Raw genomic sequence first — 16,522 nt, forward strand, 5'->3', positions numbered from 1 at the left:
GACGCTGCGCCGATCTAATCACACCCGCGGGAGGAGCCACAACATGTCGACCTACGTTCTCGTTCATGGCGCCTGGCACACCGGTGCGGAGTTCGAGCCTGTGGCGGCTCCGATCCGTGCCCACGGCCATCAGGTCCACACGCCGACGATCAAGGGCAACCGCCCGGGGGATGCCAAGACGACGGGACTGAAGGAAGCGATCCAGTCGATCGCCGACTACCTCGCCGAGAACGATCTCACGGACGTCGTCCTGCTCGGCCATTCCTACGGCGGCATGGTCATCACCGGTGTCGCCGACCTCGCGCCCGAGCGCATCCGCCGCCTCGTCTACTGGAACGCCTTCGTGCCCAACAATGGCGAGTGCCTCAACGACATGGTGCCGCCGCATTATATCGGGCTGTTCGACGCGATCGCCGCCGAGCGCGGCGACGGCTCGGTGGTGCTGCCATTCCCGGTCTGGCGCGAAGCCTTCATCAACGATGCCGATCTCGAGACGGCGCAGCGCGCCTATGACGTGCTCAATCCGCATCCGCTCGCGACCTTCACCGACAAGATCGCGCTCAAGACCAATCCGGCCGAGATGCCGCTGGCCAAATCCTACATCAACTGCACCGAGGACACCGCGCTGCCGCACAGCTATGGCTGGCATCCGCGTCTCTCGGAGAAGCTCGGCCTGTTCCGCCTGGTGCAGGTGCCGGGAAGCCACGAGCTGTGCTTCTCCGATCCCGCACGCCTCGCCAAGGCGATCATGGAGGCGGGACGCGACTGACAGCCGCCACGCAGCTGATCTCGCGGTGCCGCGCGCGGCTACCTCATCCGCTTGTCGGCGGCGACGAAGTCGATGAAGGTCCTCACCTTCGCGGACAGATATTTGCGGCTGGGATAGACCGCGAGCAGTCGTCCCTCGAAGATGATCTCGTCGGGCAGGACGTGTTCGAGACGCCCCGCAGCGATATCGGCGGCGACCAGCCATTTCGGCAGGAAGGCGAGGCCCATGCCTTCGAGCGCCGCCATGTGCAGCAGCGTCTCGTTGGCGCTGCGCAGCACCGGATCGAGCTTGATGGTCTCGGGGCCGTTCTCGCCCTGGAAAGAGAAGCTTTCGCCGGGATAAAGCGCGTAGTGCAATAGCGCGTGGCCGGCGATGTCGGCGATCCTGGCCGGGCGCCCTGCGCGTTTGAGGTAGGCAGGCGCGGCGACCATGTAGAAGGGAACGTTGGTGATCGGACGAGCGATAAGCGCCTCGTCGGGTGCGGCGGTCGCGCGCAAAGCGAGATCGAATCCCTCCTCCACGAGGTTGACCAGCCGCCCACTGAGATCGACGTCGAGGCGCACATCCGGATATCGCGCCTGATAATCCGCCAGCACGCCTGCGAAGATCGCGTTTGCCATCCACACCGGCGTGGTCAGCCGCAGCGTGCCGCGCGGAACGACGGTCGCCTTGCTGACGGCGGCCTCGACCTCGTCGAGCGAATCCAGCATCTGCCGGGCCTGCTCGAAATAGAGCGTGCCGCTCTCGCTCAGGCTGACGCGCCGGCTGGTCCGGTTGAGCAGCCGCGTGCCCAGCCGCTTCTCGAGCTGCATCACATGCTTGCTCGCCATGGCGGGGGAGATGCGCAGGCGCTGCGCCGCGGCGGCAAAGCTCTTCAGCTCGGCAACCAGACAAAACACCCTCATGCTGACCAGGGAATCCATGAGATCATCAACATCCAGGAAATGAACCTATCCCGGAACATATAATGATCAAAAATGGAGAAACCATCAAATGGTGGGAACCCTCACTGTTTGGAGAACCACCGTGTCCACCACCACCTTCGAGACCGCCGCCCCGGGTCGGGCCCTTCGCATCGGCCTCTGGGCCGCCCAAATCGTCCTCGCCTTCGTCTTCATCGCGGCGGGGTTCGTGAAGCTGACCACGCCGATTCCCCAGCTGGCCGCAATGATGCCGTGGGCGGGCCAGTATTCCGAGACGTTCGTCCGATCCATCGCGCTGGTCGATCTCGCCGGCGGCATCGGCATCCTGCTGCCGGCCCTGACGCGGATCCTGCCGCGGCTGACGGTGCTCGCCGCGCTCGGCTGCGCGGTGCTGCAGGTGATCGCACTTCTCTTCCATCTCTCGCGCGGCGAGGCCGCTGTGACGCCGCTCAATGTCGTCCTGCTCGCGCTCGCCCTGTTCGTGCTGTGGGGACGCAACAGCAAGGCACCGATCGCGCCGCGCCAGTTCTGACCGGCAGGAACGCCGTCGCCATGATCTTCGCCAACGGATGGTCCCGCAGGGGCCTGCTCGCCGGCACCGCGATCCCCACGGCCGGCGGCGCTGCCGCCAAGGAGGATCGCCTCACTGAGGGCGTCGTGATCCTGATCGACAGCAACGAGCCCTATGTCATGGGTCACGCGATCAGCTACTCGGCCAACCTGTCCAAGCATTTTGCCGACAGGGGCGCGCGGCTGCTGATCGAGGTCGTCGCCAACGGCAAGGGCATCGACGTCTTCCGCGCCGACAAGACGCCGCTGGTCGAACCGCTCGCGACACTGCGGCAGTCGCTGCCCAATCTCTCCTACAGCATGTGCGCCTCGTCAAAGTCGATCGCGGAAGCCAAGGAGCAGATCTCGATTCCGCTGATAGCAGGCGCGAGCCTCGTCCCGTTCGGCATCGGCCGCGTCGTCGATCTGCAACTGAAGGGCTGGGCCTATATCCATGCGTGATGCCGCGCGCGAAGGCGTTACGCTGTCGCGGCGATCGATCCTGATCGCCGCGGCAGCCTCTCTCGCTGTCCAGCATGCGAGCGGCGCGGAGGACAGCTGGCCGCCGGTGTTCGAGGCCGGCCGCAGCCAGTTCACACTGGTGCGGCCGCGCGTAGCGATGCCACAGCTCAGGCTTCAGGACCTGCACGGCAGGGACGCCGTCGTGACGGCAAAGCCGGGCCGCGTCACCTTGGTGAACTTCTGGGCGACCTGGTGCGCGGCCTGCAAGCTCGATCTGCCGATGCTCGCAAGCCTTGCGGGATCGCGGCCCGACCGGCTCGACATCGTCGCGATCTGCACGGATACGAAAGACCTGCGCAAGATCCGCGCATTTCTCGGCGGCCTCGCCGTGCAGAACCTCGCCTGCTATGTCGATGCCTATGGCGCGGCGGCCGAAGCATCGACCACGATGTTCTCACTCGTCGGCATGCCCATCACCTATCTGGTCGGGACGGGCGGACGGATCGAGGGCTACATCGCGGGCGCGCCCGACTGGCTCTCGCCGGCGGGCGCGCGGCTGCTGCAGTTCTATCGCGAGCGGGATTAGCGCGGCCTCAGTTCGGATGCCACCAGCGGCCGCCGATCACGACACCCTCCGAGACGATCTTGCGATCGCCGATCAGGTGCTCGCCGACGACGTCCTCATAGTCGAACTGGCCCTGCCTGACCGTAACAAGCGTGGCGTCGCCGACGCTGCCGGGCTTGAGGCTGCCGAGCTCGGGGCGGCGCAGCGCCATCGCCGCGTTCACCGTCGAGGCCGCGACCACGTCGGAGAGCTCCATGCCCATGCACAGGAATTTCGACATGGTCGTCACCTGGTCGAAGGCGGGGCCGTCGATGCAGAGCTGGTGGATGTCGGAGGAGATGGTGTCCGGATAGAAGCCGTTGGCCAGCATGGCGCGCGCAGTCTTGAACGCGAACGAGCCCTTGCCGTGACCGATGTCGAACAGCACGCCGCGCTCGCGCGCCTCCAGCACCACCTTCTTCACCGTGCCCTGCGCGGTCGCCGGCGTATTGGGGAACGGACGGAACGCATGGGTGAGCACATCGCCGGGGCGCAGGCGGGCCAGCACCTCCTCATAGCTCGGCGGCGGATGGTCGATATGCGCCATCAGGGGCATGCCGACCTCGTTGGCGACCTCGAGCGCGATCTCGAGCGGCACCAGCCCCGAGGTGCCCGAAGAATGCAAGCCCACGCGCACCTTGATGCCGACGATGAGATCGCGGTTGGCATCGGCCACCTTGGCCGCCTCGATCGGATTCATCAACCGCAGCTCCTCGCTCTCGCCGACCATGATCCGGTGCGAGAAGCCGAAGATGCCGGCATGCGAGACGTGCAAATAAGCGAGGATGCGGACCTGGCTCGGCTCGATCACATGCTTGCGGAAGCCCGCAAAATTGCCGGGCCCGGCACTGCCGGTGTCGACCGCCGTGGTGACGCCGGACAGGCGGCAGAATTCCTCGGCATCGATGCCGAGCGAGGTGCCGCCCCAATAGACATGGGTGTGCAGATCGATCAGCCCCGGGGTCACGATATATTTCGAAACGTCGCGCACAACCGTGCCCGGGTCGGCCTTGAGTCCTGTGCCAATGGCAGCGACCTTGCCGCCCGAAAATGCGACATCCGTCACGGCATCGAGCTTCTGAGAGGGGTCAACGACCCTTCCGCCGCGCAGGATCAAGTCAAAAGGCATCATGGTCTCCGGATGTAGCTGTGAGGCGGCCGACCACCAGTCAGCCGAAAGGAAGGAAGACCCCACTTCTAGCAATTTTTACGCCGGAGAGCTTGTCGAGCAGGGCCGACGGCCCATACCGAAATGGCGATCCCGGGAAGACTCGAACTTCCGACCTACGGTTTAGGAAACCGTCGCTCTATCCGGCTGAGCTACGGGACCGCGGAACCCGCAAGTTGCGGGCTCGGCCCCTCATAGCAGAGCAGAATACGGTTCGCCAGCCGCAAGGCGGGCGGGATCCATCGTCAAGCTGAACACGGCGGCAGTACAATCGCGGCCGGATCCCTCCCGACGGAGCAGCCCACATGATCGAAAGCATCAGCGCCATCACGCTCGGCACGCATGACATGGCGCGCGCCGTGCACTTCTACCGCTCGCTCGGGTTCGAGCTGCTGTATGGTGGCGAAGCCGCCGCATTCACGAGCTTTCGCGCCGGCAGCGGCTATCTCAACCTGACTGCGCAGCCGGACGACAAGCGCTGGTCCTGGTGGGGCCGCGTCATCTTCTACGTGGCCGATGTCGACGAGACCTATGCACAAGCGCGCGCCGCCGGGTGGCAGCCGTCGACCACGCCGCGCGATGCCGAATGGGGTGAGCGCTACTTCCATCTCACCGACCCCGACGGCCATGAGCTCAGTTTCGCACGGCCGTTGTCCTGACCGAATAAGTCGCATCCGCTGACGTTCCAACGCGCAAGTAGCGCTGTCTCAGCCGCCGTGGCAAGCTCGGTGCGGTTTCCTCAAGTTCGAACCAGGGAGGACGACCATGGTAACCTACGTTGTGCTGTCGAACTTCACGGATCAGGGAGTCCGCAACGTCAAGGACTCGCCGAAGCGGGCCGACGCCTTCAAGGAGATGGCCAAAACGTTCGGCGTGACCGTGAAAGAGATCGTCTGGACGCAGGGACGATATGACGTTGTGACCGTTCTCGAGGCTCCAGATGAGGCTGCCGCGATGTCGCTCAGCCTTAGTCTCGGCGCACTCGGCAATGTCCGCACCGAAACGCTGCGCGCGTTTTCGGCGGCGGATATGACAAAGATTGTTGGCAAGATGCTCTGACGCTCAGGCCCGCGCGAGCGCACTGGACCCGGGATGGCAATCCCGGGAATAGGCGTCTCACGCCCTGATATTGTTGTCCCGGACCACCTTGCCCCAATAGGCGACCTGCTTGTCGAAGAAGGACTTGAAGGCGGGGCCTTCCTGGAGCAGCAGCGTCATGTGCTGGGTCTCCTTGAGCTGGGCGGCGGTGGCGGGCTCGCTCAGGATCTCCTTCGAGGCAGTTGCCATGGCCGACACGATGTCGGGCGGCGTGCCTGCGGGCGCGAAGATGCCCCACCAGGCCAGCGTCTCGAAATCGGGAAAGCCGGCCTCGATCGCGGTCGGCGTGTCCGGCAAGGCCTGCAGCCGCTCGCGGCCGAGCTGCAGGATCGGGCGCAGCATGTTGGTGCCGAGCTGGGCTGCGACCAGCGCCGCCGATCCGGCGATGAGATCGACATGGCCGCCGAGCACGTCGTTCATCGCCGGTCCGCCGCCGCGATAGGGCACATGCATGATCTCGACGCCGGCCTTGCTGCCGAGCACCGTCATGGCGAGATGGCCGAGCGTGCCGATACCGACGGAAGCGTATTTCACCGCACCGGGCGTTGCCTTGCAGGCGGCGACCACGTCGGCAAAGCTCTTGTAGGGACGGCCGGCACCGGCCGCGATCACATAGGGCGCGGTGCCGATCAGCAGCACCGGCATCAGCTCGCGCTCGACGTCGACCGGCGGCTTGTCGAGGATGGAGGGGATCACCGCGTGGGAGTCGAAGGTGACCAGGAACGAGGAGCCGTCCGCCGGGCTCTTGGCGACCTGCGCCGCACCGAGTGCGCCGGCCGCGCCCGACTTGTTCTCGACCAAGACGATGCGGTTGAGTTTTGTCTGCAGATTGCTCTGAAGCAGCCGCGCCATCGCATCGGTCGATCCGCCCGGCGGAAACGGCACGACCAGCGTGATCTTCGAGGCCTGCGCGCTTGCCGATGCCATCGCGAGGATGGCGGGCGCAGCAAGCAGCGCCCGTCGTGTGATCGTCATGGTCCCCTCCCTTTTGTTTTGCGCTTTGCTTTTTTGCTTTTGAGCGCTTTAGGTCGTTCCGAAGCCCGACCCCGCTTTTTTGTATTCTGGCCGAGGCGGACTGAAAATGTCCAGCACGCGGGCGCCATCGGGGCCGGCGCGCATGGTGTGCGGCACGTTGCCGGGCGTGCGCCAGAAATCGCCCTTCTTCACCGGGATCTCTTCATCGCCCTGGACGCGGATGGCGGAGCCGTCGAGCAGCACGCCCCATTGCTCCTCGGGATGATGGTGCAACGTTCCTTTCGCATGCGGGGCCAGCGTCACCACCGACAGCATCGCCTGCTCGCCGGAGAAGATGCGCGTGGTCACGCCGGCCGCGAGCTCGCGGAAGAGGCCGTCATCGGGATTGTCGATGTTGTGGAATTCGTCCTTCTGGCTCACGCCGCTCTCCCCTTCGTTCGTCTCTGGTCAGGATTTGCCATAGGAGCCCTGGTAGCGGCCCTCGCGGATCGCCTTCATGGTCTCTTCCTCGCGCGCGACCTGGGCACGCACCGCTTCCAGCAGCGCGGCCGCGCCGGCAGCGGGAAACGACACCACGCCATCCTCGTCGCCGACGACGATATCGCCGGGCGAGATCACGCTGCCGCCGACAGTAACAGGCACGTTGATCTCGCCGGGGCCGTTCTTGTAGGGGCCGCGGTGGATCACCGCGCGGGCGTAGCAGGGGAAGTCGTCAACGGCGAAGGCCGCGACATCGCGGATCGCGCCGTCGATCACATAGCCTTCGGCTTTGCGCCACTGCGCGATGTTCTTCATGATCTCGCCGACCAGCGCGCGCGTCTCGTCGCCGCCACCGTCGACCACGATGACGTCGCCGGGCCCGACCAGCTCCAGCGCGCGGTGGATGGCGAGATTGTCGCCGGGCCGGGTGCGCACGGTGAAGGCCGTCCCCACCAGCTTGCCGCCGCGATGATAGGGTTTTAGCCCCACCGCGCCCGGCAGCCGGGCGAGATTGTCCGAGATGACCGAGGTCGGCGCACCGCGAAAGCCCGCGATGATCTCGGCGGGCGGCTTCGGCACGCTGTTCGCTGCGATCGTGATCGTCATGTCAAAGAGTCCTTTCGTGAATTTTCTTATTCGGCATGCGCCGGCGCCTTCGCCGGCAAGATCCGGAAGGCGCGTCCCTCCTTCATCCACGCCGCGCGCTCGTCGCGCAACAGGGCACGTCGGACAGGGGCAGCAGCATCAGGCGTTTCCACTTCGTCTTCTTGGCGGCGCCTCGGGGTGAGGCACTCGCGGGCCGAAGTGTAACAGCGACGGCCGCGCCTTCAAGGCACCCGCGTTAGCGCTCCGCGCCACAGCCCGGACTGTCGAACAGCGCCGCAAGGCCGCATTTCGAGGTCAGCATCCTGTCGCCGTCGTGGCCGACGCCGGCGACATCCCAGACGCGGTGATTGGGCGTGCCGTGGTCGCGCTTTGCCATCGCATCGGCATAGGCGTGACCGCGGACATAGCGCGTGGCGCCTTGCGCCTCGGCCATGCAGCTCTTGTCCAACGCAGAATGTTTCGGATTGGTGTCGAGCGTGCCGAGCAGGTAGATCACCTCGCGCTCGACATAGCGCTGCTCGAGTGCCGCTGGTGTCGCGTCCGCAAGATAGGGCGGACGGTCGCCCATGCCGTATTTCCAATTGTCGTAGCCGGGACAGGATGCAGCAACCTTCGGCAGCGGCCGCTCAGCGCTGAAATAGGCATAGGACGAGGGATTGGCGACGACGTAGCGGATGTCGATATGCTGGCGCAGCAAGGGCGCCTCGCCCTTGCCCGCGATCGCATAGCGCTGCACGACCTGGCCGCCGCCGGAATGCCCGGCGACCACGACCTGCTTCAGGTTGGGAAAGACGCGCCGGTCCGAGAGCTTTGCCAGGATCGCATCGAGCGCCTCGAAGGACGACACCGGATTCGGCGCAAGCGCGGCTTCGCCGCCCTCCCATCCCTCGAGCGACCAGCGCAGCATGTCCTGCGGCAGCTTATGCGCCTCGATATCGATCTCCACCAAAAACTGCGGGACGATCATGAGCGCGCTCTTGCCGTCGTCGCCCGCCGCGGCCTGCGCGTTGTTGGCCGATATGTAATATTCGTCGGCATTGCGCAGGCGACCATGCAGCACGATGACCGCGCGCAAGACCGCCGGCAGCGGCATCGACCAGTCGCGGGAGAGATAAAGCGGCAGCATGCCCCGCCCGCCGACCGAGAGCCTGGCATCGCCGATGGCCTTCACCGGCTTGCGGTTGGGCGCATCCTCCTCCGCTGCGAAGGCATGGCCGCAAGTCAGCACCAGGGCGAGTGCGGCAAGTCGGGCCAGCGCGCTCATGACGGAGATTCCCCCTCGGATTCAAATCGATAAAAGTCTAAGCGCATCACGTGCCGCGCGGCTGTGACTCCCGCGCCACGTCAAGCAAAAAATGTCAGCATCGCAGCCATGAAATTCTCGGGTTCCATGGGTGACAAGCCGGCGATAAAGGGGCAAAAATCTGGCCCGACTCGGTTCGAGTTGAGTCGTGTAAGGAATGCCCTCGTAAAATGTCGGTTGTCGTTGCATCGCGTCGTGCGGCGCTTCTCATTGCCGCAGCAGGAATTTTTCTGCTGACGCAGTCGCATGCCCAGGCGCAATGGTGGAAACGCGCGCCCATCGACTTCGAGGAATGCGCCGATGCCGCCGAGAAGGCCGCAACCAAGGCCGAGAAGACATCCGCGCTCGCCGACTGCAATGCCAAGTTCGCCGGCCGCCGCAAGCCGGGCGGCGGCTACACCTATTACGATTTCCTCCAGGACCGCACCTTCGAGATCGCAGGTCCCAATCCGACGCCGGAGGAGCAGAGGAAGATCGACGAAACCTATACCGCCTACCTCGCCAATCAGCGGCGCAGCAATGAAGCGGCCCAGGCCACGGCCCGCCAGCAGCGCGAGCAGCAAGAGCAACAGGTCCAGCAGCTTCAGCAGATCGCGCTGCGAACCGAGACCGAGCGCGTGCCCGTGCCGGTCGAACGGCCGAAGGTGCAGCAGGCCGCAGGCCAGCGACCGAAGAGCGCGCCCTGCACCAAGGGCTCGTTCTCCTGCGAGTGGCCACGGCTGTCGGAAAGCTTGAACGACCTGAAGAAGCTGTTCAACCCGACGCCGAGCAAGCCGGCGAAGAAGGGCTGAGTTTCACTGCTTTCGTTCCGCTGTTACCACAAACTCCGCTGTCGTCCCGGCGAAGCGTGTGGCTTCAGTTCGGATGCTTCTTTTTTCTGTGCTTCGGTTTGACCACCGGTGCGGTCGCTGGCGCCGTCGCCGAGCCACCCAGCTGCGACCTGCTCTCCTGCAATCGCCTGTCATAGCCGGGCGAGGTCATGACCGTCGGCGGCCTGGCGTAGGCGAGCGTCGATGTGCCGCAGAGCGCGGCCAGCGCGAGCCCAACCATCAAGCTACGTTTCATCGCGCTCTCCCATCGCGTGGCGGGCTCAACCGTACCCGCGAATCTGCTGCGGCGACAGCCCGGGCGGGCCCTTGCCGGCGCGTTCAGCCTCCCTGATCAACGCAACAATGCGGCGCATCAGCGGCACGGCGACATTGTTCCGCTCGGCCAGCGCAATGACTGCGCCCTGGAGATAGTCGATCTCGGTCTTGCGGCCCTGCTTCAGATCCTGCCACATCGAGGAGCGCGCCTCGGGATCGATCTTCATCGTGCGTCCGAGGATCGCGTTGAAGATCATGTCGGGCAGCCGCAGCAAGGTCGGAGACCAGTTCATCGGGATCGGCGTCGACGACACCGGCGCGATGCCGGCGGCCCGCAGCGCGGCCAGCCCCTCCGCCATCTGGTCGGCGAACAATCTTCGCCAGTCGCGGCTTGCCAGTTGCGCGGCGAGCGGCAGGTCGGACAGCGCGCTGAGCGCGTTGTTCAGATTGATGATCAGCTTGCCCCATTGCACGCCGGTGATGTCACCGCTCGCATGCACGTTGAGGCCGGGCACCGAGAGCGCCCCGGCGGTGTTTGTAGCGTCTGCTCCGACATGGATGTCGCCGGAGCTCGAGCGGTGGAAGCGCCCCTCGCCCATCGCGACCACGTTGAACGGCACCATGCCGGCGAGCACAGGCCGGCCGCCGAGGCGCTCGCGCAGCACCGCGACATTGCCGATCCCGTTCTGAAGCGAGACGATGACGGCGTCCTGCGGCGCATGCTGCGCGATCTGGTCCGCGACATCGGCGGTGTCGGCGCTCTTCACCGTGACAAGCACAATGCCGGCGCTGTGGAAGATCGAAGGGTCTTCCGAGAGCGCGAGCTGGCCGGCACCGAGCTTCTTCTCGGCCCCGTCGAAATCGGTGAGCCGCAGGCCGAACCGCTCGATCTCGGTCTTCACCCGCGGCCGCACCAGGAGCGCGACGCGGCGGCCGGCCGCTGCCAGCATGCCGCCGACGAAACAGCCGATGGCGCCCGCCCCGGCCACCACGATGGGTCGATCCGTAACCACCTCGTTCTCCTTAACGTCCCGCTTCGATAGCAGAGGCAGCGCCGCCTGCCCAATGGTTGCGACGCATCCGCCTTGTAACCGTCATGAGAGCCCCATATGTTTTCGCCCCGGGGGGCAGTCAGCGGCGAGCGCTCGCCGAACGAGACGCCAAAGGAGAGTACCATGGGTCTACTCGATGTCCTCAACGGCATGCAGAACGGCCCCCGCGGCCAGAGCACGCCAAGCTCAGAGCAATCCTCCGGCGGCATGTCGCCGATGACCATGGCGCTGCTGGGCCTGATCGCCTGGAAGGCCTTCAAGCATCTGACGGCGGGCCAGCCCGACGCGGCGCCTGCCCCGCAGCAGCGCTCACCGCTGCCGCCTCCGACGCCCGTCAATACCGGCAACACCGCGCTTCCCGGCGACAGCGGCGGCCTCAGCGATCTGCTCAAGGGCGGCCTCGGCGGCCTGCTCGCCGGTGGCGCGGCCGGCACCGTGCTGAGCGGCGGGCTCGGCGATCTCCTCAAGCAGCTCCAGCAGGGCGGCCAGGGCGAGGCCGCGAATTCCTGGGTTGGCAAGGGCGAGAACAAGGCGATCGCGCCCGGCGATCTCGCCAGCGCGCTTGGCGCCGACCAGATCCAAAGCCTGTCCGCCCAGAGCGGCCTATCGCGCGAGGAGCTGCTCTCCGGTCTCAGCCAGTATCTGCCGCAGGTGGTCGATCATCTGACGCCGGACGGACGGCTGCCGACCGAGAATGAGATCTCGGGCAGGATTTAGTAGAAGTCTTCAGTTCAGCTTGAGCGTGACCCGCTCGGAAAGCCGCTGCAGACTTTTCCGGATCACGCTCAACGAATTCTAGGCAAGGGGAGCACTGTCATGAGTTTCGGCGGCCTGTTGTGGATCATCATCGTCGGCTTCATCGCCGGCCTCATCGCGCGCTGGCTCGCGCCGGGGCCGAACAATCCGAGCGGCTTCATCCTCACCACCATCCTCGGCATTGCGGGTGCGTTTCTGGCGACCTTCATCGGCCAGGCCATCGGTCATTACAGCCCCGACCAGGGCGCCGGCTTCATCATGGCCACGATCGGCGCGGTGGTGGTGCTGTTCATCTGGCACCGGCTGGTGGCGAGCGGGGTGATAAAAGGGTAGCGCGTCGTCGCTTGCGATGGCGCCTGCCAAAAAACTCGGTGTCGTCCCGGCCTAGTTGCGCAATTGCGCACGGGGGCCGGGACCCATAGCCACCGAACTCAGTTTGGCGAAGACAGGCAATTGCCAACTTCGCAAAACAACCACGGCCTGTGGTTATGGGTCTCGGCCTACGCCGGGACGACAGCGGAGTGTGCCGCCCCAATCATGTAATCAAATGCATCCCCGCATCCATGCGCACGACCTCACCGGTCATGTTGCTGGAGGCCGGCATCGCCAGGAAGCAGACGAGCTGGGCGATGTCGTCGGCGGATGATGCGACCTTGAGCGGCACCTTCGCCACCACGCTGTCGCGCACCTGCTTGGCACCGGCCTCGCCGCGGCCCTTGGTGAACCAGGGCGTGTCGATATAGCCGGGGCACACCGTGTTGACGCGGATCAGCGGCGCCAGCGCGCGCGACAACGACAAGGTCATGGTGTTGAGCGCGCCCTTGCTGGCGGCATAGGCGATCGACGAGCCGACGCCGCTGATGCCGGCGACCGAGGACACGTTCACCACCGCCGACGGACGCCCCGAAGCCTTCGCACCAACCTCGAGCAGGCTGCGCGCCGCGCGCACCATCTGGAACGGGCCGATGGTGTTGACGCCGTAGAGGCGCTGGAAATCCTCCGCCGACAAGCCGTCGAGATCGGCATGGGCGACATGCTTGGTGATGCCGGCATTGTTGACGAGGATGTCGAGGCGGCCCCAGCCGCTGGCGGCCGCGACGATCTTGCGGCAATCCTCATCCTTCGAGACGTCGCCCTGCGCAACCAGCACCTCCGCCGCGCCCGCCTTGCGGCAGACTTCCGCGGTGGCTTCGGCCTCCTTCTGGCTCGACGAATAGTTGATGACGAGCCGCGCCCCGCTCCGCGCGAGAATTTCAGCGGTCGCAGCTCCGAGACCGGATGCGGACCCCGTCACGATTGCGCACAAGCCGTCCTTTGCCATCCGGTATTTCCTTCCCTTTGTAAATTGCCGGCGCCTTGTTTAGCGAGTTTGCCGCGCCCTGCAAATCGAGCAAACTCCGCTAAGCGGAATTAGTCCAGACCGGCTCTCGGCCCCATGCCTGCGCCGCAGATGGACCTGCGATCAACGCTTGTCAGGGCCATGGCTTTTTCCGATCATCGGGCGCAAGAAGAACCTGCGCACCGCGCTCATCAGGCCTGACGCGCCAATTGCAAAATACGGGGAACGCTGTGGCGGAGAGTGACAATATCGTCGTCGAGACCGCGGAGAAAATCTTCGCCGATCTCGCCGATCCGCAAACCATCAACAACGACAGGAACAATTCGTGGCAGGCGCCGCTGTGGCAGGCGCTGAGCGAAGCCGGCCTGCCGCTGGCTTGGGTGCCTGACGATCTCGGCGGCTCCGGCGCGAGCCTTGCCGACGGCTTTGCACTGCTGAACGCCGCCGGCCGCTTCGCCGTCGCGGTTCCCTTCGCCGAGACCATGCTCGCAGGCTGGCTGCTCGCACAGGCGAAGGTCGCCTCGCCCGAAGGCGAGATGACGGTCGTGCCGGCGAGCCCGAAGGATCGTATCACCCTCGATGCCGACGGCGCGCTCTCCGGCCGCGCCCGCGGCGTACCCTTCGCCAAGGCGGCGAAACATTTTGCCGTGCTGGCGCACGGCAAGGACGGCGCGGTCATCGCGCTGGTCGATGCGAGCAAGGGGCGGATCGAATCCGGCCTCAATGTCGGCTACGACCACAGCGACACCGTCACGCTGGACAAGGTGCAGCCCGTCTCGATCAAACCGGCGCCCAGGGGCTTCGACCAGACCACGATGATGCTGATGGGCGGCGTCGCGCGCAGCCTTCAGATCGCCGGCGCGCTGGAATCGATGCTCGACATTTCCGTCCGCTACTCCAACGAGCGTGTCGCCTTCGAGAAGAAGATCTCGAAATTCCAGGCCGTGCAGCACAATCTCGCGCGCCTTGCCGGCGAGTCCGCCGCGGCGCTTGCGGCCGCAACCTCCGCGGCCGACGCCATCGCGAATGCAAAATCGTTCAACGACGAGATCTATCTCGAAGCTGCCTCCGCAAAGATCCGCTGCGCGGAAGCCGCCGAAAAAGGCGGCGGCATCGCGCATCAGGTCCATGGCGCGATCGGCTTCACCATGGAGCACATCCTGCACCGCTACTCGCTGCGTGCGCTGGCCTGGCGCGACGATTTCGGCTCGGAAAGCCATTGGGCCGTCGAGCTCGGCAAGCTGGTCGCCAGCAGAGGCGCCGATGAATTATGGCCGCTCGTGGCGTCGCGCTGATCAGGAGACGAGACAACAATGACCGCTGCCCTCCGTTTCGATCCGATCCGCCTGCCCGAAAAGTGCGAGCAACTGCGCAAGGAAGTGCGCGCCTTCCTCGCCGAAGAAATCGCCGCCGGCACCTTCGATCCGAACAAGCCCAACCGCGAGGACACCGACGCGCCGGAATTTTCCCGCCGGGTCGGCGCCAAGGGTTGGCTGGGCATGACCTGGCCGAAAAAATATGGCGGCCAGGAGCGCTCCTTCCTCGAACGCTATGTGGTGACCGAGGAGATGCGCGTCGCCAATGCGCCGACGCGGCGCTTCTTCGTCGCCGACCGCCAGAGCGGGCCGGTGCTGCTGAAATACGCGCCCGAGCACATCAAGATGGAGATCCTGCCACGCATCTGCCGCGGCGAGATCTGCTTCGCCATCGGCATGAGCGAGCCGAACTCCGGCTCCGACCTGTTCGCGGCGAAGACGCGCGCGACCAGGACCGACGGCGGCTATCTCATCAACGGCACCAAGATCTGGACCTCGTCGGCACACATCGCCGACTACATGATCGCGATCTTCCGGACCTCGCCGCCGACCAAGGAGAACCGCCGCCACGGCCTGACGCAGTTTCTGGTCAAGATGAAGCAACCGGGCATCAAGGTGAACCCGATCGGCCAGATCACCGGGCAGTACGAGTTCAACGAGGTCGTCTTCACCGATCACTTCATCCCTGATGATCACGTGCTGGGCGAGGTCGACGGCGCCTGGAAGCAGGCGACGAGCGAGCTCGCCTATGAGCGCTCGGGTCCCGAGCGTTTCCTCGAAACCTACTACGTGCTGACGGAGCTGGTGCGCGCGGTCGGCCCCAACCCGGATACGCGCAGCGCCGAAGGCATCGGCCGGCTGGTCGCGCAGCTCCACACCATGCGGCGGATGTCGGTCTCGGTGGCCGGCATGCTGCAGGCCGGCAAGGAGCCGGTGGTGGAGGCGTCCATCGTCAAGGACATCGGCACGGTCTGGGAGCAGCAGCTGCCGCACCGCGTGCGCGACCTCGCGGCCTTCGTCGAGGAGACCGCGACTAATCGCGAGACCTTGGAGCGGCAACTCGACTTCGCGATCAAGACCGCACCGAAACTCACCATCCAGGGCGGCACCACCGAGGTGCTGCGCGGCATCATCGCCCGCGGGCTTGGCTTGCGCTAATTCAATCGAGGACCATCATGAGCACGTACAAAGACATCGGCGTCGAAAAAGTTGGACATGTCGGCACCATCGAGATCCGCCGCCCGCCGCTCAACTTCTTCGACATCTCGCTGATCAACCAGATCGCGGATGCGCTTGACGAGTTCGACCGCGACATCGAAATCCGCGCTTCGGTCCTGTCGGCACAGGGCAAGGCGTTCTGCGCCGGCGCCAATTTCGGCGACCCGGCCCGGCAGGCGCAGGAAGCGCGCGAGGCCGAGCAAGCCAAGAAAGGCGATCCCGCTGACAATCTCGGCCAGATCAGCCATCTCTACATCCAGGCCGTTCGCATCTTCCGCGCCAAGAAGCCGATCGTCGCCGCCGTGCAGGGCGCCGCCATCGGGGGCGGCCTGGGCCTCGCGGTGTCCGCCGACTTCCGCGTCACCTGCCCGGAAGCCCGCTTCTCCGCGAATTTCACAAAACTCGGCTTCCATCCCGGCTTCGGCCTGACCGTGACGCTGCCCGAGCTGATCGGCAAGAACAACGCCGAGCTGATGTTCTACACCAGCCGCCGCGTCACCGGCGAAGAGGCCTACAAATGGGGCCTCGCCAACGAGCTGGTGCCGCAGGACCAGGTGAAGCCGGCCGCGATGAAGCTCGCCGGCGAGATCGCCGAATGCTCCCCGCTCGGCCTGCTCTCGACCCGCGCCACGTTGCGGAACGGCCTCGCCGACCGCGTCATGGCCGCGACCAATCACGAGCTCGCCGAGCAGACCCGCCTGCGCGCGACGGAAGATTTCAAGGAAGGCGTGAAGGCCACGGAAGAGCGCCGCGCGGCGAATTTTAGGGGAAGGTAGTCTCGCATCGCCGGATCGCTCAGGCATCGCGACATTCTCAATC

At 65.5% G+C, this 16,522-nt stretch carries 21 protein-coding genes and 1 tRNA gene; 12 read left to right on the forward strand and 10 right to left on the reverse strand.

The genetic code is table 11. The features are described 5' to 3' along the window. Positions 1-43 precede the first annotated feature (43 nt). On the forward strand, positions 44-769 hold the full coding sequence (locus XH79_RS12305) for an alpha/beta fold hydrolase (RefSeq protein ID WP_212345681.1): 726 nt from the start codon (positions 44-46) through the stop codon (positions 767-769). A gap of 38 nt (positions 770-807) precedes the next feature. On the opposite strand, the gene XH79_RS12310 is transcribed toward XH79_RS12305, so the two are convergent. Further along, positions 808-1,692: a LysR family transcriptional regulator gene (locus tag XH79_RS12310; protein ID WP_271581837.1), complete on the reverse strand. Its 885-nt coding sequence runs from the start codon at positions 1,690-1,692 to the stop codon at positions 808-810. Positions 1,693-1,795: 103 nt separating this feature from the next. Here XH79_RS12310 and XH79_RS12315 point away from each other — a divergent pair, with 103 nt between their 5' ends. The 3 genes from XH79_RS12315 to XH79_RS12325 are packed head-to-tail and all read left to right on the forward strand — an operon-like array spanning position 1,796 to position 3,289. Further along, positions 1,796-2,224 carry a DoxX family protein gene (locus tag XH79_RS12315; RefSeq protein ID WP_271581838.1) on the forward strand — a complete coding sequence of 143 codons (429 nt, stop codon included), beginning with the start codon at positions 1,796-1,798 and terminating at the stop codon, positions 2,222-2,224. 20 nt (positions 2,225-2,244) lie between these two features. Beyond that, positions 2,245-2,703 carry a DsrE family protein gene (locus tag XH79_RS12320; RefSeq protein WP_271581839.1) on the forward strand — a complete coding sequence of 153 codons (459 nt, stop codon included), beginning with the start codon at positions 2,245-2,247 and terminating at the stop codon, positions 2,701-2,703. Beyond that, the gene (locus XH79_RS12325) at positions 2,696-3,289 is read left to right on the forward strand and encodes a TlpA family protein disulfide reductase (RefSeq protein WP_271581840.1); all 594 of its coding nucleotides are present in this window, start codon (positions 2,696-2,698) and stop codon (positions 3,287-3,289) included. Before XH79_RS12320 ends, XH79_RS12325 begins: the two co-directional genes overlap by 8 nt. Before the next feature lie 7 nt (positions 3,290-3,296). Here XH79_RS12325 and XH79_RS12330 read toward each other — a convergent pair whose 3' ends face one another. Further along, positions 3,297-4,436 (reverse strand): amidohydrolase/deacetylase family metallohydrolase, encoded by a 1,140-nt coding sequence (locus XH79_RS12330; RefSeq protein WP_212345693.1) that lies wholly within the window; start codon positions 4,434-4,436, stop codon positions 3,297-3,299. Between the two features lie 124 nt (positions 4,437-4,560). Next, positions 4,561-4,637, reverse strand: a tRNA-Arg gene (locus tag XH79_RS12335). A gap of 143 nt (positions 4,638-4,780) precedes the next feature. Between XH79_RS12335 and XH79_RS12340 the strand changes: the two genes are divergently transcribed. After that, positions 4,781-5,134: a VOC family protein gene (locus XH79_RS12340; protein ID WP_212345695.1), complete on the forward strand. Its 354-nt coding sequence runs from the start codon at positions 4,781-4,783 to the stop codon at positions 5,132-5,134. 106 nt (positions 5,135-5,240) lie between these two features. Beyond that, positions 5,241-5,534 (forward strand): GYD domain-containing protein, encoded by a 294-nt coding sequence (locus XH79_RS12345; protein WP_271581841.1) that lies wholly within the window; start codon positions 5,241-5,243, stop codon positions 5,532-5,534. A gap of 57 nt (positions 5,535-5,591) precedes the next feature. Here the strand turns inward: XH79_RS12345 and XH79_RS12350 are convergent, their stop codons facing one another. The 4 genes from XH79_RS12350 to XH79_RS12365 form a co-directional block, all read right to left on the reverse strand. Next, positions 5,592-6,548 carry a tripartite tricarboxylate transporter substrate-binding protein gene (locus XH79_RS12350; RefSeq protein WP_271581842.1) on the reverse strand — a complete coding sequence of 319 codons (957 nt, stop codon included), beginning with the start codon at positions 6,546-6,548 and terminating at the stop codon, positions 5,592-5,594. A gap of 48 nt (positions 6,549-6,596) precedes the next feature. Further along, positions 6,597-6,968 carry a dimethylsulfonioproprionate lyase family protein gene (locus tag XH79_RS12355; RefSeq protein ID WP_212345699.1) on the reverse strand — a complete coding sequence of 124 codons (372 nt, stop codon included), beginning with the start codon at positions 6,966-6,968 and terminating at the stop codon, positions 6,597-6,599. Positions 6,969-6,995: 27 nt separating this feature from the next. Continuing rightward, the gene (locus XH79_RS12360) at positions 6,996-7,634 is read right to left on the reverse strand and encodes an RraA family protein (protein ID WP_271581843.1); all 639 of its coding nucleotides are present in this window, start codon (positions 7,632-7,634) and stop codon (positions 6,996-6,998) included. A gap of 235 nt (positions 7,635-7,869) precedes the next feature. Then, positions 7,870-8,898, reverse strand: a complete 1,029-nt coding sequence (locus tag XH79_RS12365; protein ID WP_271581844.1) for an alpha/beta hydrolase — start codon at positions 8,896-8,898, stop codon at positions 7,870-7,872. 209 nt (positions 8,899-9,107) lie between these two features. Between XH79_RS12365 and XH79_RS12370 the strand changes: the two genes are divergently transcribed. After that, on the forward strand, positions 9,108-9,728 hold the full coding sequence (locus XH79_RS12370; RefSeq protein WP_271581845.1) for a hypothetical protein: 621 nt from the start codon (positions 9,108-9,110) through the stop codon (positions 9,726-9,728). Between the two features lie 64 nt (positions 9,729-9,792). Here the strand turns inward: XH79_RS12370 and XH79_RS12375 are convergent, their stop codons facing one another. Next, the gene (locus tag XH79_RS12375) at positions 9,793-10,002 is read right to left on the reverse strand and encodes a hypothetical protein (RefSeq protein ID WP_271581846.1); all 210 of its coding nucleotides are present in this window, start codon (positions 10,000-10,002) and stop codon (positions 9,793-9,795) included. Positions 10,003-10,027: 25 nt separating this feature from the next. Then, on the reverse strand, positions 10,028-11,035 hold the full coding sequence (locus tag XH79_RS12380) for a 2-dehydropantoate 2-reductase (protein WP_271581847.1): 1,008 nt from the start codon (positions 11,033-11,035) through the stop codon (positions 10,028-10,030). Between the two features lie 162 nt (positions 11,036-11,197). Between XH79_RS12380 and XH79_RS12385 the strand changes: the two genes are divergently transcribed. Further along, entirely contained in the window at positions 11,198-11,791 is a 594-nt protein-coding gene (locus XH79_RS12385) for a YidB family protein (RefSeq protein ID WP_271581848.1), read from the forward strand. Between the two features lie 99 nt (positions 11,792-11,890). Further along, complete coding sequence (locus XH79_RS12390) at positions 11,891-12,163, forward strand: GlsB/YeaQ/YmgE family stress response membrane protein (protein ID WP_063692953.1); 273 nt, start codon at positions 11,891-11,893, stop codon at positions 12,161-12,163. Between the two features lie 202 nt (positions 12,164-12,365). Here XH79_RS12390 and XH79_RS12395 read toward each other — a convergent pair whose 3' ends face one another. After that, positions 12,366-13,151: an SDR family NAD(P)-dependent oxidoreductase gene (locus XH79_RS12395; protein WP_212345723.1), complete on the reverse strand. Its 786-nt coding sequence runs from the start codon at positions 13,149-13,151 to the stop codon at positions 12,366-12,368. A 248-nt stretch (positions 13,152-13,399) separates the two neighbouring features. On the opposite strand from XH79_RS12395, the gene XH79_RS12400 reads away from it, so the two are divergent. From XH79_RS12400 to XH79_RS12410, 3 genes are read left to right on the forward strand one after another with little or no spacing between them, the layout of a single operon-like run. After that, positions 13,400-14,464: an acyl-CoA dehydrogenase family protein gene (locus tag XH79_RS12400; protein ID WP_212345725.1), complete on the forward strand. Its 1,065-nt coding sequence runs from the start codon at positions 13,400-13,402 to the stop codon at positions 14,462-14,464. 18 nt (positions 14,465-14,482) lie between these two features. After that, on the forward strand, positions 14,483-15,643 hold the full coding sequence (locus tag XH79_RS12405; protein ID WP_211404341.1) for an acyl-CoA dehydrogenase family protein: 1,161 nt from the start codon (positions 14,483-14,485) through the stop codon (positions 15,641-15,643). 17 nt (positions 15,644-15,660) lie between these two features. Next, entirely contained in the window at positions 15,661-16,479 is an 819-nt protein-coding gene (locus XH79_RS12410; RefSeq protein ID WP_271581849.1) for an enoyl-CoA hydratase/isomerase family protein, read from the forward strand. Positions 16,480-16,522 lie beyond the last annotated feature (43 nt).

The sequence above is a fragment of the Bradyrhizobium sp. CCBAU 45389 genome, from assembly GCF_028128625.1.
Classification (GTDB): Bacteria; Pseudomonadota; Alphaproteobacteria; order Rhizobiales; family Xanthobacteraceae; genus Bradyrhizobium; species Bradyrhizobium liaoningense_B.

Bases quoted from the DNA above. Each gene is read 5' to 3' on its own strand.
- XH79_RS12305 (WP_212345681.1), top strand. From the start codon at position 44: ATGTCGACCTACGTTCTCGTTCATGGCGCCTGGCACACCGGTGCGGAG.
- XH79_RS12385 (WP_271581848.1), top strand. From the start codon at position 11,198: ATGGGTCTACTCGATGTCCTCAACGGCATGCAGAACGGCCCCCGCGGC.
- XH79_RS12340 (WP_212345695.1), top strand. From the start codon at position 4,781: ATGATCGAAAGCATCAGCGCCATCACGCTCGGCACGCATGACATGGCG.
- XH79_RS12375 (WP_271581846.1), bottom strand. From the start codon at position 10,002: ATGAAACGTAGCTTGATGGTTGGGCTCGCGCTGGCCGCGCTCTGCGGC.
- XH79_RS12365 (WP_271581844.1), bottom strand. From the start codon at position 8,898: ATGAGCGCGCTGGCCCGACTTGCCGCACTCGCCCTGGTGCTGACTTGC.
- XH79_RS12390 (WP_063692953.1), top strand. From the start codon at position 11,891: ATGAGTTTCGGCGGCCTGTTGTGGATCATCATCGTCGGCTTCATCGCC.
- XH79_RS12350 (WP_271581842.1), bottom strand. From the start codon at position 6,548: ATGACGATCACACGACGGGCGCTGCTTGCTGCGCCCGCCATCCTCGCG.
- XH79_RS12395 (WP_212345723.1), bottom strand. From the start codon at position 13,151: ATGGCAAAGGACGGCTTGTGCGCAATCGTGACGGGGTCCGCATCCGGT.
- XH79_RS12370 (WP_271581845.1), top strand. From the start codon at position 9,108: ATGTCGGTTGTCGTTGCATCGCGTCGTGCGGCGCTTCTCATTGCCGCA.
- XH79_RS12360 (WP_271581843.1), bottom strand. From the start codon at position 7,634: ATGACGATCACGATCGCAGCGAACAGCGTGCCGAAGCCGCCCGCCGAG.
- XH79_RS12405 (WP_211404341.1), top strand. From the start codon at position 14,483: ATGACCGCTGCCCTCCGTTTCGATCCGATCCGCCTGCCCGAAAAGTGC.
- XH79_RS12345 (WP_271581841.1), top strand. From the start codon at position 5,241: ATGGTAACCTACGTTGTGCTGTCGAACTTCACGGATCAGGGAGTCCGC.
- XH79_RS12410 (WP_271581849.1), top strand. From the start codon at position 15,661: ATGAGCACGTACAAAGACATCGGCGTCGAAAAAGTTGGACATGTCGGC.
- XH79_RS12325 (WP_271581840.1), top strand. From the start codon at position 2,696: ATGCGTGATGCCGCGCGCGAAGGCGTTACGCTGTCGCGGCGATCGATC.
- XH79_RS12320 (WP_271581839.1), top strand. From the start codon at position 2,245: ATGATCTTCGCCAACGGATGGTCCCGCAGGGGCCTGCTCGCCGGCACC.
- XH79_RS12330 (WP_212345693.1), bottom strand. From the start codon at position 4,436: ATGCCTTTTGACTTGATCCTGCGCGGCGGAAGGGTCGTTGACCCCTCT.
- XH79_RS12310 (WP_271581837.1), bottom strand. From the start codon at position 1,692: ATGGATTCCCTGGTCAGCATGAGGGTGTTTTGTCTGGTTGCCGAGCTG.